Origin of the sequence: Asaia spathodeae NBRC 105894 (assembly GCF_025994195.1) — a bacterium.
GTDB classification, from domain to species: domain Bacteria; phylum Pseudomonadota; class Alphaproteobacteria; order Acetobacterales; family Acetobacteraceae; genus Asaia; species Asaia siamensis.
In genome coordinates, this window is sequence record NZ_BAPY01000004.1 from 195,598 (window position 1) to 220,633 (window position 25,036).

Below are 25,036 nucleotides of genomic sequence, written 5' to 3' on the forward strand. Positions count from 1 at the left end.
TTCTCCTTACTCAAGCGCATCAGAACCCGATCCATCGCTCTTATTGCGCCTCAGGCGCCTTGAGGGGCGGCTCTGCGACAACCTGCTGGAGCGGTACACCCTGATATTTGCCGGTCAGTGTCTTGAGAAACGCCACAATATCATCCACGTCGCGCTCGGGAAGGTCAGGATAGGGCGTCTGGTATCGCGCCATTAGACGCACTGCCTGTTCCAGAGTTCCGGCGCTTCCATCGTGAAAATACGGTGCGGTCAAGGCGATATTACGCAGGTTCGGCACCTTGAACCGCTGATGATCCTCAATGGCGTGAGTAAAGCCCTCGCGCCCGGAATCGACATCAGTCAGACCAGCCTTGCGCTCGCTGAAATACGGTCCCTCGAGGCCCATAACCTCATACGCATCACCACCAACGGCAACACCGCTATGGCAACCGGAGCATCCAATGGCCTTGAATCGCTCATAACCGCGTTTTTCCTGCGCTGTAATCGCGCTGTTGTCGCCCTTCAGATAAAGATCGAACGGGCTGTCTGGTGTGATCAGGGTCTTTTCATATTCGGCAATCGCATTCGTGACAGTCTTCTGGTTGACCGCACCTGCCCCATACAGACTTGCAAAAGCCGTGCGGTATTCCGGCGCTGCAGCGATAATCGCTGCCACACCGTCCCAGTCATGGGCACCCATCTCCACCGGGTTTGTCACCGGCCCGGCGGCCTGGGCAGCCAGATCGGCTGCGCGGCCATTCCAGAACTGCGCGATACTGAACACGGCGTTATAGACGGTGGGCACATTGATCGGGCCCTTCTGGTCGTTGATCCCAGTGGCCGTGACGAGGTTATCCACGCCCCCCTTATCGAGCCCGTGGCAGCTTGCGCAATTCATCTTGCCGTCTCCAGACAGACGACGGTCGAAAAAGAGCTGACGGCCCAGTTCGGCCTTCGTCCAGTCTACCGGAACATTTTCAGGGATCGGCTGAATGACCTCACCTGCGAATTGCGGCGCGACACCGGGCGTTGCGTAGTAGCGGCGACGCTGGTCGGTGATCCATGCCAGCACGTCGCTGCGCGATTTCTCGGTCATGTACGCATGAGGGTGCATCAGCAGATAGGCAGCGGGCGGCATCCTGTTTTGCTGGATAACCTCTTCGATACGAGAAAGCTGCTCAACCGAGGGCGGCTTGCCTGCCTGAAAAGCGGCAATGATCGGATCGATACGAAAATGACGCTGCCCCGCAACCAGATCGCGCTTCATGATCTGATTGGCAAAAGGCAGTTTGAAATAGAAAGGGAGATCAGCTGTGCGCGTGTGACAGTAATCACAGCGTGCCTCTCCGAGCGCATTGAACGCAGCGAGCGCCTTGGGATCATGCCATGTCGCGCTGTTTGTTGGCAGTCGTGGCGCGCCCTGATGATCGAACCGGGTCAGAAAAGCGATTGTCCCGCCATAGGCGAGCGCAGCTGCCACAACTAGTCCCGCAATACCGTTTCTTACGAGACGTTTCTTCCTGGCAGCTTCAAACAACCGCTCTTCTCCTGATCGTAAACATAAATGCGCGCAACATGACGTTTGCGACACAGCATGTCTAAGTAATGTTTCCGATCAGATTGAACGGTTTTACCGATACAAACATAACGCAGTTATGTCGCGGCTCGCGTGACAGATATCGGCTACTCGTAGGGAGACCCGTCAAGATCACCCTCGAGATCCGGCTCCTCGTCCAGACTACGGCGGAGACGGCGTCGTGCGACAGCGACATAACGGGTATCGATATCGATCCCCACCCCTCGCACGCCAAGTTCCTGCGCGGCGACGAGGCTCGTACCAGTCCCCATAAACGGGTCCAGAAGCACCGTATTCTCATCAAAGCCGTGAAGGGTCATGCACGCTGTGGGCAGAGCCACAGGAAACGTACCGGGATGCAGGAATTTCTCGCGCTTGTGCCGCACGGTTTCATAGGGGATGAACCACGTATTGCCGCGACAGCGACGGTCCACGGCATGACGGCGGCGCGAGATATTGGTCTTGTCGGTAAAGGGAACACCCGCAGCCAGACGCTGCAATCTGACATCCCCCTTATGGGTCAGATGAAAGATATGCTCGTGATTATGATTGATGAAACGCGTCGAATTGACCGGTTTGAAATGACCGTAAGTCTTCTCTTCAATCGACACCGATTTGATCCACACAATATGGTTTTGCAGGACAAACAGGTCACGCAGCCGGGTGATCAGTTCGAAGGGCAACCAGGGCTGTGAGGATGACCCGGCAACATTGAGAAAGAACGAGCCTCCGGGCTTCAGCAGACGCGCGATCTGGGCACAGACCGTCTGCATCCAGCCGATATAATCCTGCTCGGCCAGACTGTCTTTATAGGTGCGGTAGGCAATCCCGATATTATAGGGCGGCGAGGTGACGACGATATCGACCGATGCGCTCTCCATGCGACGCATGACATTCATGGCGTCACCCCTGATCAGGGCATGACGACCTATCGCTTCTCGCCTTGCCCTGACTTTTTCCTGCGTCATCAGGCTGGCGGGTGTGGCAACAGAACGATCATGCGACCATGGCTGCGCATCTTGCCTGCCAGGCGTTCAGCGTCTTCGCCCCAGCCCGTGAACAGATCGGCATGATCAGCGCCCTTGATGTCGCTTCCGACATCCTGACCGAAGGTGAGATGCATCCAGTGCCCCTCGCCGCCATTTGCCTCAGGCAAATGGGTATCGACCCAGATCGGCGCCCCCATCGGCAGCAGGCTGCGGTCGATTGCAACAGAACGCCCGGGCGTGAGCGGCACACCCATGGCGCCCGGCGCGCCACGGTCCAGCGGGATCGTATCGACACGTTTGAAAAACACGTAGTCCGGATTCTGCTCCATGACGTCCTGCGCCCTGTCAGGATGAGCCGCAAGCCAGTTCTTGAGGCTTTGCAGCGAGACGTCCTCGGCAGCCATCTCGCCGTTTCTGACCAGAACGCGCCCGATCGGCACATAGGGCGCGCCGTTCTTGGCGGCAAAGCCGACACGACGCACCGAACCATCTGTCATGACAAGGCGACCTGAGCCCTGGATCTGCAGAAAGAACAGATCTTCAGGTGAACGCAGCCAGGCGATTTCGAGCCCACGCCCGGACAGCGCCCCATGATCGATTTCCGCCCGGGTGTAATAAGGGACGAATTTGCCGCCTTCCCACCGCCCCGTCACCCAGTCACCAGCCGTATCCCTGGTGTGGATCAGATCGTTAGGCTGCTCGTAGAGTGGGGTCTGAAACGCCTCTGTCCTGACAGACGATGCATAGATTTGCGGCTCATAATAACCGGTGAACAACGCGTCATTTGAAACGAGATAGGGCGCAAACCATTGCTCGAAATAGCTGCGCGCTGCGTCGCGCGTGTTTTCAACGCTCTGAAGCGCCGTGCAGGCTCCCTGCCACTCACCGGCAATACTGCCATTGGGAATTGTGCCCGCAGCACCGCCCAGATGGGTTTCGGGCGGCAGGCGCATGAGGCGCTGACATTCCGTGCGCAGCTGTGGCAACAGGGTCTCCGGGCTCTCGGCCGACCAGCCATCGAGCATGGCATAGGTAAGCGGCGTGAGCTGGAGTGGGGCTTCCGATTGCGGCTCGGCACAGGAGGAGAGAAGGGCAAGGCTAAGCCCAAGGGAAAGACGAGAAACTATGTTCATGGCAAACCGAGTTTGTCGTGCGTCCCGCAAGACGCAGCTTTTCTGAAGCAATGTCAGGAGGCGTTCCGGCTTCCTGACGTCACGATGTCAGGCTGCGCGTGCCGCAGCCAGATGCCAGGTCGAGGGCGGCAGACCGGGGCCGCTTTCGCTTTCGAACTGCCACAGATCCGAAAACTCGGTGACAGATTCGGTCCCGATCAAAGGCTGGCCATCGACATCGTTCAGGATACTGATCTGACGCGACACGATCTGCACATCAATCCGGGCTTTTTCATGTCCATTGATGCGACTGAAAAACGCGTCGACGATTGCGAGGCTGTTGATCCCCACGATTTCGGTGCGCTGCTTCTGCTGCGCCGCTTCGCGAGCCACAATAGCCGCGTCAAACCCGGCGAAAGCGTCTGGCGTCAGATAGGTACGCAAAGTTGCGCGATCGCCCTCTGCAAAAGCCGCCACGACAGCGCGAAAAGCCTTTTGCGTGTTTTCCAGAAAAACTTCCGACCTGAAGCCAGGCTGGGACACGGCAATCTCGCCCAGAATCTGACCCACACGCGTGGAGGGCTGGGGAATGTCGAAGCGCGCGCTCGGCTCTTCGAGCACAGGCTGAGGCACGTCGACTCTTCCCTGCCCTTGCGGCATGGGCATGGGCCCGGCAGCTTCCTGCCCACCGACATCGACCCGCCGACCAAGCACGGCGCGCAGGCGCCAGACCAGGACGAGGCTCAACAACGCAAAGATGACGATGTCGTACGGAATGTTCTCTAGGAATGACATCACGATTTCAGCTTCTTGCTATTCTTGGTCTCGAAGGGCATGCCCCCTTGGTAAAGCGGCTTCACCGACCGCACAACACCCTCACAGGGCGCCAGAGCCGGATCGTGGTCACAATCTCGCAGAAACTGACGAAGAGTTGGCGTGTGAAAGGGATCATGCTACCGGCTTGAAGGCACGAAATGCAGCCGATTTCGGCTGTGTGTAATATGACTCTGATTGCGAGGCTCCATGTCCGATACCGCCCAAAACCCGGCAACCGAGCAGGGTAACCCGCCTGCCCTGCCCCTGTCGGTCAACCTGCAATACACCAAGGATCTCTCTTTCGAGGTTCCGGCAGGCGCCGCAATTTTCGCAACCCTTCGCTCGGCACCGCAGATCTCCGTCAATATCGACGTGCAGGCCAACCGCCTTGAAGAAGCCCAGCCGGTTTTCGAAGTGGCTCTCGCCATCCGCGCCGAAGCAACGGAATCGCCCGAGAACGAAGGTGGCCAGCCTGGCCGTACCGTGTTCATTGCTGAACTGACCTATGCCGCCATCGTCACCCTGACCGATGCCCCGGCAGAACTGGTGGAGCCGATCCTGCTCGTTGAAGTGCCGCGCCTCATCTTCCCGTATGTCCGCAGCATCATCAGCGATGTCACGCGCGATGGTGGCTTCCCGCCGATCGTGCTGCAGCCGATCGATTTCGTTGCACTCTGGCAGGCCAAGCGCGCCCAGCAGTTCCCCGAGACCGCAGGCAACGCCTGAAGATACTCTCTGTCAGGCGGCAAGGCCGCCTGACAGGCTCCACCATGACGCGCGCCGGGTCATAAAGGTCAGTCACTCTGACTGAGCCGCTCCATTTGCGAGAGCGCGCCTTCGGCGGGCAGAAATCCCAACTACGCCAATCTGAAAATCGGCCGATGACTCTCTGGATACAGCTCAGCGTATCCCGAGCCTTTCAGAGGAAATCACGCGGTCCCGGCAGAGAGCCGAGCAGCAAAACGTACTGACCGGATTAGCTTGGTCAGACTCTGTCGTGTCGTTGAACCAACCCGCGGGAAGATGAAACGCTGAGAAGGCGGCGTCAGATTGCTCTTTCTCAGCTCATGGCGGAGAGGGTGGGATTCGAACCCACGGTACGCTTGCACGCACGGCGGTTTTCAAGACCGCTGCCTTCAACCACTCGGCCACCTCTCCCGCATCGCAGGAGCGAACTCTCTGCGGCAAGAGGCGCCTCTTTGCCTCTTTTCGCACGTCTGTGCAAGAGGGCTGGCAAAACCATTTTTCGAGAGAGACGCCCGAGCGAATTCAGCCGAGCAGGTGAAACCTGTCGATCAGCCACCAAAGCGTGACAATCAAGAGAACGCCCACAACCAGACAGGGCAGGATAATCGAAAACAGAAAGCTGCTTACCGTTTGCGCTGGCTCCGCAATACCTGCCTGTTCTTCCATTTCATTCGCCGTTTCATCGGCATTAAACCAGGCATCATCTTCTCTTGTCACGGCGGCTTCCTTTTTCCCTTGCTTTTGACCGCAGATAAGCAGGTTTTACTCTGAGCGAACACCCGACAAGAAATGCGCTTTACATGGCGTTCCCCGGCGGGACCATTTCGGTCAACGGCCATCGTGGCCTTGGCGCCGTTGGAATGCCGTCCTCAAGCGCCTGACCGGCACCCTGACACGCCCTGATCGTCTCAAGAGCGGCCCAGCCGACCATGACCGCATTATCCGTGCAGAACCGGAGAGGCGGTGCCACAAAAGGAATACCCGCTTCGCCAGCCAAGGCTTCGAGAGCCGTGCGAATGGCCCCATTGGCTGCGACACCGCCAGCAACAACAAGGCTCTGCGCCTCCGGGAGCAAGGCGAGCGCGTGGCGCGCCCTGTCCGCCATGACATCGCACACGCAGCGCTGGAAACTCGCAGCGATATCGGCAGCAACCGGGCGTGGCAGTGCCTCCATCCCGTAGGGGGCGATCTGTCTCGCGACCGCCGTCTTGAGGCCCGAGAATGAAAAATCACATCCCTCGCGCCCCATCAGCGGTCTTGGCAAGGCAACCGCATCAGACCGTCCCTCACGCGCCAGTTTTTCGAGGGCCGGACCACCGGGCCAACCGAGGCCAAGCATCTTTGCAACCTTGTCGAAAGCCTCACCGGCGGCATCGTCGATCGTGCCACCGAGTTTTTCGTAATTTCCGATGCCTTTCACGGCGATGCACTGACAATGGCCACCGGAGACGAGCAGCAAAAGATACGGAAATTTAATATCATGCGCGAACAGGCCCGGCAAACGTGCGGTAAGCGCATGGGCCTCTATATGATTGACCGCCAGGAACGGCCGATCCAGAGCGACGGCAAGCCCCTTTGCGTAGTTGCTGCCGACAATCAGGCCGCCGATCAGCCCCGGTCCGGTGCAGGCAGCAAAAGCCCCGATCTCGGCGAGTGCCAAACCTGACTTTTCCAGTGTTTCCGCCACGATATCGGGGAGCAGCGCCAGATGGGCACGCGCAGCGATTTCAGGCACAACGCCCCCCAGAGCCGCATGGCCGGACTGGGTATGAACCGTCTCGGCCAGAATGGCCCCCTCAGGGCTGAGAATGGCGCATGCGGTCTCATCGCAGGTCGTTTCAATCGCGAGAATGGGGGAGGTTAAGGAAAAAATCGCCATCGCCCCTGATAACCCGATGCAACGCGTGATGCGAGCCGTCTCTTTTCACGGGTCACGCGGTGGAGTAGCAAGATCAGCCATGAAACAGATGACGATGCCCGAAGCGCTCATGTCCCAGAGCCTGCAATTACAACAGGTCGCTGCCGAAGCCATGCGCCGTCAGGCCTCGCCTCATCCGCCCACCTCACGCCACTCCCTGCCCTTGCGCGTCGGCACGCGCGGGTCGCCGCTCGCCTTGGTCCAGACGCGCGCCTTCCTGACCCGCCTGACCCGCTTCTGCCCGCTTCTGCGCGACATGGGCGCGTTTCAGGAACACCCGATCAATACGACAGGTGATCAGGTGCAATCCCGCCTCCTCGCCGAGATCGGTGGCAAGGGGCTGTTCGCCAAGGAGATCCACGAGGCGCTTCTTGCCCGACAGATCGATTTTGCCGTCCACAGCCTCAAGGACCTCGAAACCACTCTTCCCGCAGGCCTGACCCTCGCCTGTACGCTCAAGCGTGAAGATGCACGCGACGTGCTGATTTTGAGCCCTGCCCTGCGCGAGAAGGCCAAGGCACTCGTTGCCGACGGACATTCTCCGCTCGATGCCCTGCCTTTTGGCGCCCATATCGGCTGCGCTTCGGTCAGACGTCAGGCCCAGCTGCTGCATCGCCGTCCCGATCTGCGCTTTGGCCTTCTGCGTGGCAATGTGCAAACCCGCCTCGACAAGCTGGCTGGCGGTGCCTGCGATGCGACATTGCTCGCTCTGGCCGGGCTGCGCCGTCTGGGCATGGAAGATCGTGCCGATCTGATTCTCGACCCAGCCCTCATGATCCCCGCTGCCGGTCAGGGCATTGTCGGCGTGACCGTGCGCGAGGAAGATCGCGAGCTGCTCGATCTGCTCTCCGCCATCGAAGATCCCGAGGCCCGCGCCGTTGCCACGGCAGAACGTGCCCTGCTGGAGGTGCTCGACGGCTCGTGCCGCACCCCGATCGGTGGTTATGCGCGCCTGCGCACCAAATCCCAGCCGGGCGGCAGGGGGCATTTCGGCGATCGTGAGCTGGTTCTGACCGGGCTTGTGGCGCGCGAGGATGGTTCGTTCCATCTCCAGCGCGAAATCTGCGGCGAGCCGACCGAGGCTCTGCGTCTGGGGCGCGAGCTGGGCCTGTCCCTGCGGGCCGATTCTCCTGACGATATCTTCCAGGATCATGGCTGACCTCTTACGACGCACGGTTCTGGTCACCCGCCCTGAGCCAGGGCTGAGCGATACTGGCCTGGCGCTGGAGCGTCTGGGGTGGGAGCCCTGCCTGGCTCCGATGCTCAGGGTTCACCCCCTGCCCATGAAGCCGTCAGGAGCGGTCGACCGGGTGGTCATAACGAGTGGTCAGAGCCTTAAGGCGTTACAGGCAGCCCTTCCCTTTACAACCCCCCTCACCGCGGTCGGCGCGCGCACGGCTGAGCGCGCCAGAACACTGGGCTTTACCAATGTCGATCACGCCGAGGGCACGGCACACTCTCTGGTTGGCCATCTCGGCAAGGCCGGCAGACGCAACAGGGTGCTGCTTGCCACAGGTGAGAAACTTGGCGGCGAGCTTGCGATCCAGCTCAGGATGAATGGCTGGCATGTCACACGCCGTGTCGTTTATCGCACCGAGGCGACCGGCGCCCTCACCCCGGCAGCACGCAGCCTGATCGAACAGGAACGCGTGGCGGCGATCCTGTTTTATTCAGCGGCCACGGCACGCGCCTTTCTCGATGCTTTCGGCGCGGAGCGTGGGCTGCTAGGTTCGGTTCGCGCTCTGGCGCTTTCTCCCGCCATCGGCAGAACGCTTGACACAGCCCCCTTCAGCCAGATCGCCATCGCCCCTCGTCCGGAACAACAAGCCCTTCTCGCTCTTCTCGGCCCTCTTCCGACAAGCGACACAGATATTGCAGGGAGGCAAATCGCGCCTTGAATTACCGCCACGCCTATCACGCGGGCAATTTTGCCGACATGATGAAGCACGGGCTGATGCTCGTCATCCTGCGCCACCTTCTGCGCAAGCCAGCTGGCTTCTGCGTGCTCGACACACATTCCGGCTGCGGCGTTTATGATCTCGATTCAATCGAGGCCCAGAAGACCGGCGAATGGCGCGATGGTATTGGCCGGTTCGAGACAATCCCGGAGGGGCCGGAGGAACTGGTCGATTACCTGACCAGCATCGAGGCACTCGGCGCGCCTGCCCGCTATCCGGGCTCACCAAGCCTCATTGCGTCGCTGCTGCGTCCGCAGGATCGACTGATTTGCTGCGAATTGCATCCGGAAGATGCGGCGACCCTCAGGCGCAATTTCCGTCAGCAGAGCCAGGTTGCCGTGCATGAGCGTGATGGCTATGGCGCGCTCAAGGCCTTTCTGCCGCCGCGTGACCTCAAACGCGGCCTGATCCTGATAGACCCGCCTTTTGAACAGGGCGATGAATTCGCAAGGCTGGCTGACGCAATCCAGACGAGCCGCAAGCTCTTCCCGATGGGCATTGTCGCAGCATGGTATCCCATCAAGCATCGTGCACCGGTGCGGCAATTCCACGACTCACTGCGCGATGCCGGCCTGCGTGATCTGCTCGATTGCAGCCTGCTGCTGCGCACCCCCACCGATCCGACACGTCTGAATGGCTGCGGGCTGCTGGTGGCTTCTCCTCCCTATCGCTTTGAAGAACAGGCCCAGACCCTGCTCGACGCGCTTCTGCCGGTCCTTGCGCCCGTTGGAAAAGGCAGCGTTGAAATCAGACGGATCGTGGAAGAATGATGTCAGCCAACGTCCCCCATATTGCCGTTATCGGGGCCGGGGCCTGGGGCATCGCCCTTGCCTGTGCTGCGTCACGAACCGGAGCCCGTGTCTCGCTCTGGTCTCGCTCGCCTGTCCCCGCAGGGTGCCGCGCCCTGCCCCGCCTTCCAGCCGTGACTTTGCCCGATACGGTCGAGCTGGTCACAACACTTCCCGAGCATGCCGATCTCATGCTCATCGTCGTGCCCATGCAGACCCTGAGGGAAATCGCACCAAAACTTCCGGGAAACGCGCCGCTCATTGCCTGCTGCAAGGGGCTTGAGCTTGGCACTGGCGCCCTGCCGCTGGATATCCTTGCCGAAACACAGCCCGGGCGGTCCTGCGCTGTTCTCTCCGGGCCCAATTTTGCAATCGAGGTTGCCAGGGGAGCACCGGCGGCCGCGACGATCGCGGCTGAGTCGCTGGACGACGCCCATCGCTATGTCTCGATGCTTTCTTCCCCTCATTTCAGACTCTATGCGAGCGATGATCCGATCGGCGTGCAGATAGCAGGCGCCGCCAAAAATGTTGTGGCGATCGGGGCGGGCATCGCTATCGGGGCAGGACTGGGCGAGAATGCCCGCGCCGCCCTGATCACCCGTGCCATCGTCGAGATCGGGCGCCTGGCATCTGCCATGGGGGGGCGCGCTGCAACGATTGCCGGGCTGAGCGGTCTGGGCGATCTCATTCTGACCTGCACCGGAGCGGGCTCGCGCAATTACAGTCTCGGGCTCGAACTCGGTCAGGGGGCCACCCTCGCCGACATCCTGAAAACACGCAGCACTGTCGCTGAAGGGGTAGCTACCGCCCCGGCTCTCGCCGCCACGGCCACAAAGCTGGGGATCTCGATGCCGGTCGTCGAGACCGTTTCCGCCTTTCTGGATGGCGCCATAGATCTCGCCCAGGCAAGGAAACTGCTCCTCGAACGGCCGATCACGGTCGAATGAAAAGAAGCCGAAAAGGACTAGACCATGTGGATGCGTAATGAGGCCATGCGCCGTTTCGTAAGCCGGAACCGTTTCGTGCGTTTCCTCACCTTCGGTGTGCATAGTGCCATGCAGATGCGCCTGCTGAGCGGGCACAAGCACCCGGTTACCTTGCGACGCCTCAGCAAGGCCCGTGCGGGCACGGATTCTCTTCTGAGCAGTGACGAGGCCTTCGTGCTTCATGAACTGGCTCAGGCCCAGTCTGTCTATGAGGGCGATCTGGCCGAATTCGGCGTCTATCGTGGCGCGTCGGCAGAGCTTCTCTGCATGGTCAAGGCGCATCGCACGTTGCATCTCTTCGACACGTTCGAGGGCCTGCCCGACCCCAAGGGGAAGGAAGGCAAGGTTTTCATCAAGGGCGAATTCTGCGGCACGCTTGAGAGCGTCAAACGCAAGCTGGCAGGCTATGAGAATGTGGCCTTCCACCCCGGTTTCTTCCCGGATTCAGCCGCTGATCTGGGCGAGGAGCGCTACAGCTTCGTGCATCTCGACGTCGATCTTTATGAGGCAACACTGGCGGGCCTCGCCTATTTCTACCCGCGTATGATTCCGGGTGGCATCATCCTGACTCATGATTATTCGATCATCGATGGTGTTTCACAGGCCTTTGCGGAATTCCTTGCCGACAAGCCGGAGCATGTCATCGAGTTGCCGACCACCCAGGCCATGATCATACGCAGCGCACAGTCGTCTCACTGATGGCCGGATCTTTGGCCTGACGGCCCCTCCTCCTGCGGGCCGTCCCATGCCGGTCGGTCAGGCGGGCTCCCCGTCAGCCGAACCAGCGTCGCAACAGATGCGGCCAGAAATAGGGGGCTCGGCCATCATGGCCAAAATAGGCCAGCCGGGCTTCATGAAGATGAACGCGCCCAAACGCTTCGGCCCTTATCAGAAACAGCGTGACGGCGGCCCCGGCAAAAGGGCCGCATAGATACACCCAGAAATCCTGCCAGGCACCACTGAACAGGGCTGGTCCGACGCTTCGGGCGAGATTGGTGCTGTCTCCTGAAAGCCAGGCCTCAAAAGGATTCAGCACGAAAAATACCGGCCCGGTCATCCAGGCAGCAAAGGGACGCAGTGTCTGGCGCGCGCCACAGGTCAACACCACTGCCACCAGAATGGCCGTTGTGCATATCTCACCGATAAAAGCCCACCAGGATGGCGCCAGCGGCCACGGTATTGTCGCTGCGAAGTGGTCAGCTGCACACCACTGCCCCCAGCGAGGCCAGATCAGCCCGCTGGCAGCGACAAGCGCGGCGCCAAGAACAGCGCCAGCAAGCTGCGCAAACATGTAGAAGAGCATATCCGTCACCGCCAGCCGCTTGCCGAGACAAAAAGCCAGACTGATTGACGGGCTCATATGCGCGCCGCTGACACGACCGAAAGGCGACAGGGCCGCCAATGTCGCGCTGAGACCGAAAACGAGACCTTCAAGCGCTGTCAGAAGGTTGGGCCAGTGTGCCAGCGCCTTCGCGACGGGACTGAGCGGTGAGCCGATGGCAACATTGCTGCAGATACCACCGATCAACAGCAGCGCCGTCGCCCAGAATTCACAGATATAAAGCCTCGGGTGCAGTGCATGGCCCGGTGCCGGCAGGCCCGAAAGCGGCCTGTCTTCGGGGTGCGGATAGAGCGCGTGCGGTCGCTGTTCAGCTACCGGGTGTTCTCCCATGACCCTGACTTACTCCCAGCTGTTATCACCTGTTACGCCCCAGGCTGCTCAGCCCGGTAGAGGCAGTAACTGAACAAGCAGGCGTCAGGCTGCAACAAACAGCCCCGTGATGGCCGCGCTCATGAGGTTGGACAACGTGCCCGCAATCACGCAGCGCGACGCAATGGTGGCGATCTCGGTACGGCGCTCGGGCGCGACGCTGCCGAACCCGCCAATAAGGATGCCGACACTCGAAAAATTCGAGAAACCGCACAAGGCGACAGAGACGATAGCCAGATCGTGCCCGGAAAGGGTATGGGCATGAATGAGCGGCGAGAGGCTCACATAGGCCACAAATTCATTGAAGGCGATTTTCTGCCCCAGAAAACCGCCAATCAGCGACGCCTCTGACCAGGGGATGCCGATCAGCCAGGCAAGAGGGGCCATCAACGTGCCAAGAAGGGTCGAGAGACTGAGCCCAGGCAAATGCACCAGAGACCCGAGCCCGTGCAGCAACCCATCGAGCAATGCTGTGATACCCACAAAAGCAACCAGCACTGCCCCGACCGCAAAAGCGACCCGGGCGCCACTCATGGCTCCCTCTGCAAGCGCATCGAAAACACCACTGGTTTCCAGCACAGCCCTGGGCATGGGTTCGTGCCCGGCATGGGCGTCTTCCGGCGTCGGCCAGAGCAGCTTGGAAAAAAGCAGCCCTCCCGGAATGGCCATGAAAGATGCTGCCAGCAGATAATGCATTGGTACACCAAGCCCGGCATAACCGGCCAGCACCGAGCCTGAGACCGATGCCGTGCCGGAACTCATGATGGTAAAAAGCTCGGAGCGTCGCAGCTTTCCCATATAGGGGCGCAAGACGACCGGCATCTCGCTCTGGCCGAGAAACACCGTCATGACGGCCGAAAAGGATTCCAGCGCGCTTGTACCAAGCAGACGGCGCAGCCCCTGCCCCACCGCACGCGCAATGGCCTGCATGACGCCCCAATGATAAAGCAGGGCGATGATGGCAGAGACATAAACGATGGCGGGCAGCACCTGAAACGCGAAGACAAAGCTGTCCTGACCGAAAAGCGTCTCCATTTTCGGGCTGACCAGACCGCCGAAAAGAAAATGCGTGCCAACCTGACCATAGGACAGAACATCTCCCACCCCATCTGCCAGCATCCCGAAGAATCGACGCCCCCAGGGCACAAAAAGCGCCAGCGCACCGATCGCACATTGCAGCGCGAGGGCTATGGCTGCCTGTCGGTAATCGATGGCTTTGCGATTGCTCGACAAAAGAACACCCAGCGCCACGAGCACCGCAATACCGATCACACCGCGCAGCGACATCAATGCGCCTTCATTCTCTGACTGTTTCCGCCCGGGTATCGATCCCGAAACGGAAAACCTCTTTGTTAACAACGCCCTGGAACGCCACTTCCCTGGCGAGCGGGACGTACCGTTGGCGAAACGGAAAGACACACTCTGTCGGGATGCTTGCGTAGTGTCCAGTGGAAAGCCACATTGAAGATCCGGCTTACGACACGGCGCGACGGAATATCATGACCAGCAGCTTCTACGATCTCGACATCCCGGCCCTCTGCGGCGAACCCATTTCAATGGCAGATTTCAAGGGCAAGGTCGTCCTGATCGCCAACACGGCCTCGAAATGCGGTTTTACACCGCAATATGAGGGGCTTCAGCATCTCTGGAGCCATTATGGCAAGAACGGCCTGGTCGTACTTGGAGTGCCGAGCAATGATTTCGGACAGCAGGAGCCCGGCACGGCCTCCGAGATCCAGACCAGCTGCTCACGCAATTACGGGGTCAGCTTTCCCATGGCCGCGAAGTCGCATGTGAAGGGCAAGGACGCTATCCCGCTCTTTCGCTGGCTTGCCGAGCAAGGGGGAATGCTGTCTCTGCCACGCTGGAATTTCTACAAATATGTCGTGTCACGAGATGGCAAGCTGACCAGCTGGTTCACGCCCCTGACGTCGCCCGATTCAGGCCGGATGAAAGCCTCGATCCAGCGCGCCATGATGGATCGCTGAACGCAAAAGGCAGCCAAGGGCGCGCCCTTTCAGCCCTGGCGCTCAAGCGCCAGCTTGAGGCCGAACGCCACAAAAATACCCCCTGTCGCACGGTCCAGCGTCTTGACGATGGAAGGGCGCGACAGGAAGGCGCCCAAAGGCGCCGTCATGACAATGAGCAGCGAGAACCAGCTCAAGGTCAGCAGCACCTGAATACCCGCCAGCAGTAGCGAGAACGTCACCACATTGGCTTCATGCGGGATGAATTGCGGCAGAAAGGTAATGAAGAAAATGCCAACCTTGGGGTTCAGGAGGTTGGTCAGCAGGCCCTGACGGAAGCATTGCGCGCCCGACAGACGATTGACACGCCCCCCTGATTCGACCGCCTGAGCGGCCGTGCGAGGGCATATCAGCAGGCGCAGACCAATCCAGAAAAGATAGAGAGCGCCAACCCATTTGACGATCAGAAAGCCGATCGTCGATGCTGCGAGCAGTGCTGTCAGACCAAAAGCCGCGCCCAGCCCCCAAACGAAAAGCCCGAGTGTGATGCCAAGCGCTGCACAAAAACCGGTGCGCACACCTGACACGGTGCTGGTGCGCAGCACGAAGGCGGTATCGAGACCCGGCACCAGTGTGAAGACACCCGCAGCGAGAACAAAACTCGTCAGAGAAAGAATGATGGGGCTCATATCCGTGTGCCTCGATAGCTCTGGTGCAGAAAAGCGCGCTGCTCGCGTTATGCGCTGAATCTCACCGTTTGCACCTGCTGGCACAAATAAGGAGACCCGGCATTCCGGCAACCGCCCTGGCGCAGTGCTTTCTGCCAGAGAGCTAACAGGATCGCAATTTCCACGATCAGCCCGTATCGGGAACGCATACTGGCCAGGTCGCCTTACAGTGAGGCGTCTGGAGAGGACGTTTTGACGCGTGTCCGTGAAAAAACCTGACCTGCGAAGTGAACAAAAGGCAGAGAGACGCAAAACCGCCATAATCTACCGTGATTTACAAACTCCTGAGGACGCGCGGTTTTCCGAGCTGCAGCCTCGTCTTTCCAAAATGCAACAAGCCTGTGCCTGGCCATGGCACATCGCCTCGCTTGCGTCTAAACAGGCGCGCTCCTGATGTTTGTTTTTCGACTGGAAGCCCGGAATGCTCCGTAACCTGATCACCGTTGGTGGTTGGACCATGCTGTCCCGTATCCTTGGTCTGGTGCGCGACCAGCTTCTTGCGGCGTTTCTCGGTGCTGGCCCGGTTCAGGACGCCTATCAGATCGCATTTCGCCTTCCCAACATGTTTCGCCGCCTCTTCGGCGAAGGGGCCTTCAATGCGGCTTTCGTCCCGCTTTTCACCGAGCGCCTGACCACAAGGGGCGAAGAGGATGCAACGCGTTTCGCATCCCAGGCACTGGGGTGCCTGAGCGCCTGGCTGCTTGGTGTGACCATCCTGGGCGAGGTCTTCATGCCCTGGATCATCGAACTGATTGCGCCGGGTTTCGATCATGGTGGCGGGCGTTTCGAGCTGGCGGTTCACCTGACACGCATCACTTTTCCCTATCTTCTGCTGATCTGTACCGCAGCGCTCGTGGCGGGGGTACTGAACGGGCTGCATCGTTTTTCGATGGCTGCCGGGGCCTATGTGTCGTTCAATATCGTCGGCATAGCCGCCATTCTGCTTGGCGCACTGGTCTTTAACGATACCGCCACCTGGACGGCTATCGGCATCACGTTTTCCGGTTTCGTGCAGCTTGGGCTACTTCTCTGGTCGGTCCGGCGCGCGGGAATGCGTCTTTCCCTGCCGAGACCGCGCCTGACCCCCGAAATGCGCGACATGCTCCGCCGCCTCTGGCCCGGGCTTGTCGGCTCGGGCGCGACACAGCTCAATCTGACCGTCGATACGCTCATTTCAACGCTTCTGCCTGCCGGGTCGATCTCGTGGCTGTATTTTGCCGACCGCGTGAATCAACTGCCGCTTGGCGTGCTGGGAGCTGCTGCGGGCACGACGCTCCTTCCGGTTCTGACCCGTCACGTTGCTGCCGGTGACAACAAGGGAGGGCAGCAAACGCTCAACCGCGCCATCGACTATGCGGCAATTCTCACCTTCCCCGCCTGTTTCGGCCTTCTGGCTCTGGCACCTGAAATCATGGCAACGCTTTTCGGCTACGGGAAATTCACCACAGAAGATGCCCTGTCTTCGGCGCAGTCGCTGCGCGCCTATGCACTGGGCCTGCCCGCCTTCATCATGATCAAGGTGTTGTCCCCCGGGTTTTTCGCCCATGGCGACACCAGAACGCCAGTCAAGATCGGCTTCATCACCATAGCGCTCAATCTTGCACTCAATCTGATGCTCTATCGTCCGCTGGCCCATGTCGGGCCACCGCTTGCCAGCACCATCGCAGCACTCGTCAATCTCGGCTTTCTGGCTGTCATCCTGCACAGACGCGATGTGTTCTGCCCTGATCGGGCGCTGATGCAGCGCCTGCTGCGCGTCATGGCGGCATCGCTGCTGATGGCCGTTGTGACCCTTGCGCTCACACGCTTCCTCGCCCCCGGTCTCGTGATGTGGCATGGACTGATCCGGGCGGCCATGCTGGGTCTGATGATGGGGCTTGCGGGTATCGTCTATCTGGTGGCGCTCTGGGCGTTCGGCATCAGCCAGCCCCAACGCCTGCTGAACCGCCTGCTGCGGCGCAAACGGGGCGCGCAGCCGTGATACGCCTGCAGCGCGCACCCATTTCCTGACCATATCGTCAAGCGTTGCGAAATTATCATGGCTAGGGTGACATCGCCCCCCGGGCCATGACAGGGTGTTCACAGCCGGGCGCAGGGCCGCTAGAATTCCGCTCATGTGGCGAGTTTCCCCCTCATGACGACCCCGGAGATTACCGGCATTATCCCATCTTCCGAGGGCGCAACCCCGGCGATGGCGCAATGGTTCGCGCTTAAGGCGCAGGAACCCGATGCCCTTCTGTTTTTCCGTATGGGCGATTTTTACGAGCTGTTTTTTGCCGATGCCGAAACCGCCGCCATGGCGCTCGATATCAGCCTCACCACGCGCGGCAAGCATAACGAAACCCCTATTCCGATGTGTGGCGTGCCGGTCGCCGCTGCTCCGGCCTATCTCGCAAGGCTGATACGCCGCGGTTTTCGCGTGGCAGTGGCCGAACAGACCGAGCAGGCAAGAAAGCCGGGCGAGCCTCCCCAGAAAGGCCCACTCGCCCGCGCCATCGTGCGCCTGGTGACCCCCGGCACACTGACAGAGGAAGAACTGCTTGAGGCGGGTCGTCAGAACCTGCTTCTCGCTCTGGCAACCCCTGCAAAAAAAACGCGAGGCTCTGCACCCTGCGGGGCGGCCTGGATCGATATCTCGACGGGGTCTTTCGAAACAGCCGCGCTCTCGCAGAACCAGGTCGAGGAATTGCTCGCACGGCTCGACCCATCCGAAATTCTCGCCGATCCCGCGCTGGTGCCTGACCCGTTTTCTGCCCGTGTCGCCCCCAGCATCACCCTGCCCGGGCTAGAGACTGCCCGATCGCGCATGGCCCAGGCTTTCGATGTCGCGCAGATCAGCATACTGGGCGATTTCACCGACGAGGAAATCCGCGCCGGTGCCCTGATTCTGGATTATGTCAGACGCAGCCAGGCAGGCACGATGCCCCGCATCGCACGCCCCCTGCGCCGGGACGATTCGGAAACGCTTGGCCTCGATCCGGCAACACGCGCCAGCCTCGATCTGGTTCAGGCGCGGGACGGCACCACCACCCACACGCTTCTTGCCTCGGTCGATCGCTGCGCAAGCGCGGCGGGCCAGCGGCTTCTGGCGCAATGGATTGCTGCCCCCTCAACCGACCTGACACTGATCCAGGGGCGTCAGGCCGCCTGGCGCTGGATTGCGGGGCAGCCAGGGCTGATCGAAACCCTGACACCTCTTCTCAAGAAAGCGCCCGATCTCGCCCGGGCGCTCGGTCGCCTCTCGACCGGTCGCGGTCTTCCACGTGATCTGGCAGCGACGCGCGATCTGCTTCAGGCTGCCGATGCCCTTGTTGCGGTACTGGAGCCGCTCTGTAACGAGTCCACACCGCCCCTTATCCGCTCGCTTTTCGCCGGTCTTTATGGCCGCGCCGATGCGTTGCTGGACACGCTGGAAAAAGCGCTGGCCGAGAGCCTGCCAGCCCGCATCGAGGATGGTGGCACCATCGCGACCGGCTTTGATGCCGATCTTGACCGCTATCGTGGCCTGCGCGACGACAGCAAACGCACGCTTGCCGCCATGCAGCAGCGCTATGCCGAGCAGTTCAATGTCGCGACACTCAAGATCAAGCATCACGCACAGCTCGGCTACATCATAGAAACCTCGGCGCTGCACGGCGCAAAGCTGCGCGATCGGCCTGAGCTTTCCTTCCGTCAGGGAACGGCCAATCTGGTTCGGTTCACCACTGACGAACTCCTCGAACTCGACCGCGCCATTCTCGAAGCCGCTGACCGGGCATCGGCCACCGAGCGTCGCCTGTTTGCTGCCCTCGTCGCCCAAACCGTTTCTCACCCCGCCCTACCCGAGCTCGCTGCGCTCTTCGCCACGGCCGACGTGCTGACCGGCTGCGCAAAACTGGCCCAGGGCGGTTCGTGGTGCAGCCCGCAGATGACGCAGGACCAGGAGTTCGAGCTCAAATCCTGCCGTCACCCGGTGGTTGAGGCCGCTCTGGGGCGCGCCACGCGCTTCATCCCCAATGACTGCTCCCTCCCCCCCTCACAGCGTGTCATGTTACTGACGGGGCCAAACATGGCGGGCAAATCGACCTTCCTGCGTCAGACGGCTCTGGCCGTCATTCTGGCGCAGGCCGGGCTGCCCGTTCCGGCGGAAAAAGCGCGAATCGGTATTGTCGACCGGCTGTTTTCCCGTGTCGGCGCCGCCGATGATCTGGCAAGAGGTCGCTCGACCTTCATGGTCGAGATGACCGAAACCGCCGCCATCCTCCGCCAGGCAGGGCCGCGCTCCCTGGTCGTTGTCGATGAGATCGGTCGCGGCACATCGACCCTCGATGGTCTTGCCATTGCCTGGGCAACGCTCGAGGCGCTGCACTCCCAGCTCGGGTCGCGGACGATTTTCGCGACCCATTTCCACGAGCTTTGCAGCCTGTCTGATTCGATGCCACGCCTGACGCCCTATACGATGGCCGTGCGCGAATGGCAGGGCGACGTCGTGTTCCAGCATGAAGTCCGCAAAGGCTCTGCCCGGAAAAGCTGGGGCGTGCATGTTGCCCAGCTTGCCGGTGTGCCCATGCCCGTGGTGCAGCGTGCCACGCGCCTGCTTGCCGCACTCGAGCGCGATCAGGGCAAAAGCGTGCCGCAACTGCCCTTGTTCGAGACGATCGCCTCGCCGCCAGACGAGCCGGACTGCCTGCGCGAAGCCCTTGAGGCGCTCGACCCCGACTCGCTTTCACCCAAGGCTGCGCTCGAAGCGCTTTATGCGTTACGCAAACTTGCGCTTGAAACAAAGAACGATTTGACCTGATGATGGTCATTCCTGGTTTTCTGCAACGCCCCCATAGTTACGGATCTTAATGCGCGAACCGATCTCCCTCCAAGAAACCGACATGCAGGCCGCCCTTGCCGCAGCACTCGACCGTGCGCGTCAGGCAGATGGCACTGTATCGCGCGAGGATGCCGTTAGTATTTTCCGCCGCCATATCGGACGTCACCAGGGCGAGATCCGTCGTCTGTTCGAAGGGCGCCAGCTCAAGGGCATCGCAGCGGCATCGACACTCGCCCAGTTGATGGATGGCGCCATAGCAAGCCTGTTCGCGCTGGCGCGCATCATGACCAGGGCACCTGATTCAGGACTATGCCTCTGCGCGACCGGGGGATTCGGCGCCGGGCTTCTGGCACCCTATAGCGACATCGACCTTCTGTTTCTGACAGGCGAGAACCCCGCCCCCGAGACCACCGCCCAGGTGGAATACATGCTCTATTTCCTGTGGGATCTGGGCGTACGGGTCGGCCATGCCACACGATCGATTGAAGGTTGTCTTGAAGCCGCGCGCGAAGACCTGACCATACGCACCACGCTGCTCGATGCCCGGTGTATTGTGGGTGATGACACGCTTTTTGCCGATTTCGGCGTCCGCTTCAGCAAGCGTGAGGAAGCAGCACTCTCTTTTATCCATGACAAGATCGATGAGCGCGAGAAACGTCATAAACGGTTCGGCGACAACCCTTACATGGTTGAGCCGAACATCAAGGAAGGGCGCGGCGGCCTGCGCGACCTGCAAACCCTGAACTGGATGACCAGGGTTCTGCAAGACAATGACGGTCTGAACCCGGCATCGACACTCAAACCTCACGAACCTGCTTTCACCACTCTGGGTCTTCTGACCGAACAGGAAGCCAACCGCGCCAGACGCGCCTGGAACTTCCTCTGGACCATCAGGCTCCATCTTCATTACATCGCCGGTCGCGCCGATGAACGTCTCGCTTTTGACGTGCAGCCCGTCATTGGTGGCCGCATGGGCTATGCGGGCCATGGGCGCCAGCAGGGCGTCGAGCGCTTCATGCGTCATTATTTCCTCACCACGCGTGAGGTGATGCGCCTGAGCCGAATTCTCGAACCCAGCATCATGCAGCGCCTTCAGGGGCCAATTCGTGAAGCCCCCTATCACGGCCCCAGTCTGAGCGCGGAAGACGCCACTCATTTCCGTCTGATCAACGAGCAGATCGCCCCCGCTGATGCGGCCTGCTTCGACAGCGAGCCCCGCCTGATGGTGAAGATGCTCGATGCCGCCTTTCGCGAAAATCTGGTTCTTCACCCCACGGCCATTCAGCAACTCATCCGCAATGAGCGCCGCATTGCCTCGCTGCGCGAAGACCCGCTCACCATGCAGGTCTTTCTCGCCCTGCTGATGCAGCCCACGGAAATGAACCGCGAGCATGCCCGCCCGAGCGGGGCGGACTGGCTGACCATTCTCAACGATACCGGTTTTCTGGGGGCGCTGCTGCCAGACTGGTCACGTATCGTCGGCCAGATGCAGTTCGACACCTATCACATCTATACGGTCGACGAGCATAATATCGAGGCCGTGCGCATGCTCGGCTGGATCGAAGCGGGCGCCATGGCCGATGAGATCCCGCTTGTCTACGAACTGGCACGTGACATGCAGTCGCGCCGTGCCATGTATGTCGCGACACTGCTTCACGACATCGCCAAGGGGCGTGGGGGCGATCATTCTGTGCTAGGTGCCGAAGTTGCCCAGCAGGTCTGCCCGCAACTCGGCCTCGATGCCGAAGAGACGGAAACGGTATCCTGGCTGATTCTGCATCACCTCCTGCTCAGCCAGACCGCCTTCCGGCGTGATATCGACGATCCGCGCACCATTCTCGATCTTGCTGATATCATCCAGTCGCCAGAGCGCCTGCGCCTGCTTCTGCTGCTGACGATCGCCGATATGCGCGCTGTCAGCCCCAATGTCTGGAATGCCTGGAAAGCCACGCTGCTGCGGGAGCTTTATTCACGCGTTGCCGAGGTGCTTGAGGGCGGCCTTGCCGCAACAGAACGCGACGAGCGTGTGAGCCATGCCAAGGAACTCGTCCGTGACGGTCTCGTCCAGCAGGGTATCGCAGACGAACAGGCCGACCATTTTCTATCACTCGGCTATGCAGGCTATTGGCTCGGTTTTGACGCCGACACCCATATCCGCCACGCCCGACTGGTGCTGGACTCAGAAGTCCATTCAGCTCCTCTCACCATTGAGGCGACGCCGATCCCTCAGCGCGACGTGACGGAAATCACGATTTTCAGCGCCGATCATTCCGGGCTCTTCTCGCAGATCGCAGGCGGGCTTGCCGTGGCGGGCGCCTCCATTGTGGATGCGCGCATCCACACGCTCAGCGACGGCATGGCCCTCGATACATTCTGGGTGCAGGACGGCAATGGCCGCGCTTTCGAGACACCGCTGCAACTTGCCCGACTGAACAGTCTGATCGAACAGGCGCTCTCAAGCCGCCTCGCCATCGGCGACGAACTCGGGCGTCTGTCAGATCAGCGCACAGCACGGCGCATGCGGGCCATTCATGTACCGTCACGCGTGGTGATCGATAATCGTGCCTCTGAACGACATACGATCATCGAGATAAACGGACGCGATCGCCCCGGCCTGCTTTATGACATCACCCGCACGATCAGCGAACAGTCATTGCAGATTTCCTCGGCCCATATCACGACCTATGGAATGCGCGCCGTCGACGTTTTCTATGTGCGCGACCTGGTCGGGCTGAAGGTCACATCAGACAGCCGCATGGCCGAGATCCGCACGGCGCTTATTGCCACGCTGAGCGGAGACGACACGAACCACCCGTCAAAGCCCGTCGCAGCCTGATCTTTCCCGCAGGGCCTCTGCAACACGAGCGATCACCGGGGGCCATGCCTGAGCCGGGGGCAGCAACCCCTCGGGCCTGAAAATGCGTATCTGCTGATACCAGTCAGGCCCCTGCCAGCGCCAGTCTCCACCCTCACGGTCGAGCAGCCAGAGCGGCACGCCCATAGCCCCGGCCAGATGGGCCAGCATGGTATCAACCCCTATCACCCTCTCGCAGCGCGCCAAGGCATGCGCTGTCTCGACGAGGGTTGCGCCCCCCCCCGACATCATGCCTTCAGGTGCTGCGCCCTGCTGAAGGCTGACGAAAACCAGATCCGGCACGGTCAGGAGCGGCGCGAGCAATTCCGGGTCGAGTGACCGTCTGGCGTCGAAGCGATACGTCGCGCTGCCCGCATGGAAAACACCAATCCTGCCTACCTCCCGAATGGAGCCAAAATCGAGATAGGGCGACGGATCGATGTGAGTGACACCCAGAAGGGCTGGCAGACTCAGCAGGGAGCAAGCGAGAGACGCCTCGCCTTCAAGCACGACCCGCCCCGACTGGAGCAGCGGCGTCATGACCGGCATGAAGTCGAGCAAGGACAGGATCTGCTCTGGCAGGTTCAGCAAAAGCGGTGCCCGGCGCGCGGCCTCTGGCAGAAAACGCAGAAACTGGATCATATCGCCCACGCCCTGCTCGGCATCGACCCGCACACGCAAATCCGTGGTCTCGCCCAGCCACGGTGTCGCGAAAGGCGCCAGACCCAGCACCTCCCGGCGCGATTCAAAGAGCGTCCATCCTTCGGCAAAGTTACCTGAAGCAAGGGCAAGCATGGAGAGGTTGAAGCCTGCCTGCGCCGATAGCGCCCCGCCCCCCTGCATAACGGCACGAAAAACCGTTTCTGCCTCATCGCGCCGGCCCGTCTCGGCCAGTAGCGTGGCCCGGTTGACTGCCACGACGCAATCTTCCGGCGCCAGCCCCACCGCTTGGGCGAAGGCCGCATCGGCCTTGGTGAAAAGACCCAGCGCCTGACAAACGAGACCGAGATTGTTCAGCGTCCAGGCACTCGGCGTTGCAAGGGTGACCGCTTTTTCGAGCGCCACCAGAGCAGCCTGCATCTCGCCATTCTCGAAGAAGGCCGCGCCAAGATTGGCGAAAGCCGCGGCGTCCTGAGGGCAGAGCGCCGCAAGCGCCTGAAAAGCCCCGATTGCCGCACCAAAACGGCGCTCAGCCATGAGAAATGTCCCATGGCGCATCAGGAGCGGCACAGGCTCTCTGGCGAGTGAGAGCGCTTCGGCAAAAACCGACGCTGCTTCATCCTCCTGCCCGCTTCGATAGAGCAGTTCTGAAAGAAAGGCTTTTGCCCTGAACTCGCGCGGCTCGAGCAACAGCACAACTCGACAGGCGGCCAGAGCCTCACGCAGATGCCCCGCCTCATCGAGGGCCGCAGCGAGCGTCAGATGAAACTGGGCCTTCTCATGATCGCCTTTGGCCAGAGTGAGCGCGTGCGCCACGGAAGCAATGGCAATGCGAGGCTGATTTGTATGGCGGGCAACACAAGCCAGACCGTGCCAGGCCGCTCCACAATCCGGGGCCTCGGCAAGAACCGCACGAAACAGAGCCTCCGCCTGAACGGAGTCGCCTCCTGCAAGATGGGCCAGAGCGGTATTGATGCGCGAGGTATAGACAGTCATCCACCGATCATGACGGCTCGCGAACGGGCTTACAACCGAGCCGCATCTTCCCTCTGCTCACAGGACAAGGCCAAAGCGCGGGCCAATCCATGTGACCGCCAGATAGAGCGTGATGGTCAGCAGACAGCCGAGGCCGAGAGCGGGCCAGAACCCGAGACCATGGCGCAGCAAGGCTGGGATGAGCAGAAACATCGGCAAGGAGGGCAGCACATACCAGAAGGTTGCGCCGGCATGATTGGCCATGTTCCCTGCATCGGGTTTTTCAACCCAAAGCCAGATCATGCCCATGACCGACACGAGAGGCAGCGAGGCGATCAAGGCGCCAAAGCCGGGATAACGGCGCGCCAGAGTCGACGCGACAGCGATCAGCACGCCAGAGACGGCCGATTTGAGAGCAAGGGCGAGCATCACAGACCTTGTGTGAAGGAGAGAGACAAAAAGGGCAGCCCC

Annotated in this window: 21 protein-coding genes and 1 tRNA gene; 10 read left to right on the top strand and 12 right to left on the bottom strand. The window is 60.8% G+C overall.

Features of this window, described 5'->3' with window-relative positions; genetic code table 11:
* Window positions 1–40: 40 nt before the first annotated feature.
* The 4 genes from AA105894_RS04435 to AA105894_RS04450 all read right to left on the bottom strand — a co-directional run bounded on the left by AA105894_RS04435 (window position 41) and on the right by AA105894_RS04450 (window position 4,451).
* Window positions 41–1,459 (bottom strand): cytochrome-c peroxidase, encoded by a 1,419-nt coding sequence (locus AA105894_RS04435; RefSeq protein WP_267310656.1) that lies wholly within the window; start codon window positions 1,457–1,459, stop codon window positions 41–43.
* A gap of 203 nt (window positions 1,460–1,662) precedes the next feature.
* Window positions 1,663–2,523 (bottom strand): DNA-methyltransferase, encoded by an 861-nt coding sequence (locus AA105894_RS04440; RefSeq protein WP_267310657.1) that lies wholly within the window; start codon window positions 2,521–2,523, stop codon window positions 1,663–1,665.
* Window positions 2,523–3,677 carry a murein transglycosylase A gene (gene mltA / locus AA105894_RS04445; RefSeq protein ID WP_267310658.1) on the bottom strand — a complete coding sequence of 385 codons (1,155 nt, stop codon included), beginning with the start codon at window positions 3,675–3,677 and terminating at the stop codon, window positions 2,523–2,525. The genes AA105894_RS04440 and mltA overlap by 1 nt, the downstream gene beginning before the upstream one ends.
* A gap of 87 nt (window positions 3,678–3,764) precedes the next feature.
* Window positions 3,765–4,451: a Tim44/TimA family putative adaptor protein gene (locus AA105894_RS04450; RefSeq protein ID WP_267310689.1), complete on the bottom strand. Its 687-nt coding sequence runs from the start codon at window positions 4,449–4,451 to the stop codon at window positions 3,765–3,767.
* Window positions 4,452–4,679: 228 nt separating this feature from the next.
* On the opposite strand from AA105894_RS04450, the gene secB reads away from it, so the two are divergent.
* Complete coding sequence (secB, locus tag AA105894_RS04455; RefSeq protein WP_188425197.1) at window positions 4,680–5,198, top strand: protein-export chaperone SecB; 519 nt, start codon at window positions 4,680–4,682, stop codon at window positions 5,196–5,198.
* Between the two features lie 342 nt (window positions 5,199–5,540).
* On the opposite strand, the gene AA105894_RS04460 is transcribed toward secB, so the two are convergent.
* From AA105894_RS04460 to tsaD, 3 genes are all read right to left on the bottom strand, one after another.
* Window positions 5,541–5,630 (bottom strand) — tRNA-Ser (locus AA105894_RS04460).
* Between the two features lie 111 nt (window positions 5,631–5,741).
* Window positions 5,742–5,936, bottom strand: a complete 195-nt coding sequence (locus tag AA105894_RS04465; protein WP_267310659.1) for a hypothetical protein — start codon at window positions 5,934–5,936, stop codon at window positions 5,742–5,744.
* 79 nt (window positions 5,937–6,015) lie between these two features.
* Window positions 6,016–7,098: a tRNA (adenosine(37)-N6)-threonylcarbamoyltransferase complex transferase subunit TsaD gene (gene tsaD, locus AA105894_RS04470; RefSeq protein WP_267310660.1), complete on the bottom strand. Its 1,083-nt coding sequence runs from the start codon at window positions 7,096–7,098 to the stop codon at window positions 6,016–6,018.
* 79 nt (window positions 7,099–7,177) lie between these two features.
* On the opposite strand from tsaD, the gene hemC reads away from it, so the two are divergent.
* The 5 genes from hemC to AA105894_RS04495 are packed head-to-tail and all read left to right on the top strand — an operon-like array spanning window position 7,178 to window position 11,568.
* Entirely contained in the window at window positions 7,178–8,296 is a 1,119-nt protein-coding gene (gene hemC, locus AA105894_RS04475) for a hydroxymethylbilane synthase (protein WP_373316719.1), read from the top strand.
* On the top strand, window positions 8,289–9,035 hold the full coding sequence (locus tag AA105894_RS04480) for a uroporphyrinogen-III synthase (protein ID WP_267310661.1): 747 nt from the start codon (window positions 8,289–8,291) through the stop codon (window positions 9,033–9,035). The genes hemC and AA105894_RS04480 overlap by 8 nt, the downstream gene beginning before the upstream one ends.
* Complete coding sequence (locus AA105894_RS04485; protein WP_267310662.1) at window positions 9,032–9,865, top strand: 23S rRNA (adenine(2030)-N(6))-methyltransferase RlmJ; 834 nt, start codon at window positions 9,032–9,034, stop codon at window positions 9,863–9,865. Before AA105894_RS04480 ends, AA105894_RS04485 begins: the two co-directional genes overlap by 4 nt.
* The gene (locus tag AA105894_RS04490; RefSeq protein ID WP_267310691.1) at window positions 9,865–10,830 is read left to right on the top strand and encodes an NAD(P)H-dependent glycerol-3-phosphate dehydrogenase; all 966 of its coding nucleotides are present in this window, start codon (window positions 9,865–9,867) and stop codon (window positions 10,828–10,830) included. The genes AA105894_RS04485 and AA105894_RS04490 overlap by 1 nt, the downstream gene beginning before the upstream one ends.
* Window positions 10,831–10,854: 24 nt before the next feature.
* The gene (locus tag AA105894_RS04495) at window positions 10,855–11,568 is read left to right on the top strand and encodes a TylF/MycF family methyltransferase (RefSeq protein ID WP_267310663.1); all 714 of its coding nucleotides are present in this window, start codon (window positions 10,855–10,857) and stop codon (window positions 11,566–11,568) included.
* Between the two features lie 73 nt (window positions 11,569–11,641).
* On the opposite strand, the gene AA105894_RS04500 is transcribed toward AA105894_RS04495, so the two are convergent.
* Window positions 11,642–12,541, bottom strand: coding sequence for an MIP/aquaporin family protein (locus AA105894_RS04500; RefSeq protein WP_267310664.1), 900 nt, complete (start codon window positions 12,539–12,541; stop codon window positions 11,642–11,644).
* 84 nt (window positions 12,542–12,625) lie between these two features.
* Window positions 12,626–13,867 carry a NupC/NupG family nucleoside CNT transporter gene (locus AA105894_RS04505; RefSeq protein WP_267310665.1) on the bottom strand — a complete coding sequence of 414 codons (1,242 nt, stop codon included), beginning with the start codon at window positions 13,865–13,867 and terminating at the stop codon, window positions 12,626–12,628.
* Between the two features lie 212 nt (window positions 13,868–14,079).
* Here AA105894_RS04505 and AA105894_RS04510 point away from each other — a divergent pair, with 212 nt between their 5' ends.
* Entirely contained in the window at window positions 14,080–14,568 is a 489-nt protein-coding gene (locus tag AA105894_RS04510) for a glutathione peroxidase (RefSeq protein WP_267310666.1), read from the top strand.
* Window positions 14,569–14,597: 29 nt separating this feature from the next.
* On the opposite strand, the gene AA105894_RS04515 is transcribed toward AA105894_RS04510, so the two are convergent.
* Window positions 14,598–15,236: a LysE family translocator gene (locus tag AA105894_RS04515; RefSeq protein ID WP_267310667.1), complete on the bottom strand. Its 639-nt coding sequence runs from the start codon at window positions 15,234–15,236 to the stop codon at window positions 14,598–14,600.
* Window positions 15,237–15,696: 460 nt separating this feature from the next.
* Here AA105894_RS04515 and murJ point away from each other — a divergent pair, with 460 nt between their 5' ends.
* The 3 genes from murJ to AA105894_RS04530 all read left to right on the top strand — a co-directional run bounded on the left by murJ (window position 15,697) and on the right by AA105894_RS04530 (window position 22,912).
* Window positions 15,697–17,256, top strand: coding sequence for a murein biosynthesis integral membrane protein MurJ (gene murJ, locus AA105894_RS04520; protein WP_267310668.1), 1,560 nt, complete (start codon window positions 15,697–15,699; stop codon window positions 17,254–17,256).
* A 153-nt stretch (window positions 17,257–17,409) separates the two neighbouring features.
* Window positions 17,410–20,055: a DNA mismatch repair protein MutS gene (gene mutS / locus AA105894_RS04525; protein WP_267310669.1), complete on the top strand. Its 2,646-nt coding sequence runs from the start codon at window positions 17,410–17,412 to the stop codon at window positions 20,053–20,055.
* Between the two features lie 49 nt (window positions 20,056–20,104).
* A complete protein-coding gene (locus tag AA105894_RS04530; protein WP_373316721.1) occupies window positions 20,105–22,912 on the top strand; it encodes a [protein-PII] uridylyltransferase in 2,808 nt (935 codons plus the stop codon).
* Here AA105894_RS04530 and AA105894_RS04535 read toward each other — a convergent pair.
* Window positions 22,892–24,586, bottom strand: coding sequence for a tetratricopeptide repeat protein (locus AA105894_RS04535; RefSeq protein ID WP_267310670.1), 1,695 nt, complete (start codon window positions 24,584–24,586; stop codon window positions 22,892–22,894). The genes AA105894_RS04530 and AA105894_RS04535 overlap by 21 nt on opposite strands.
* 57 nt (window positions 24,587–24,643) lie before the next feature.
* Window positions 24,644–24,994, bottom strand: coding sequence for a DUF3147 family protein (locus AA105894_RS04540; RefSeq protein ID WP_267310671.1), 351 nt, complete (start codon window positions 24,992–24,994; stop codon window positions 24,644–24,646).
* Window positions 24,995–25,036: the final 42 nt, after the last annotated feature.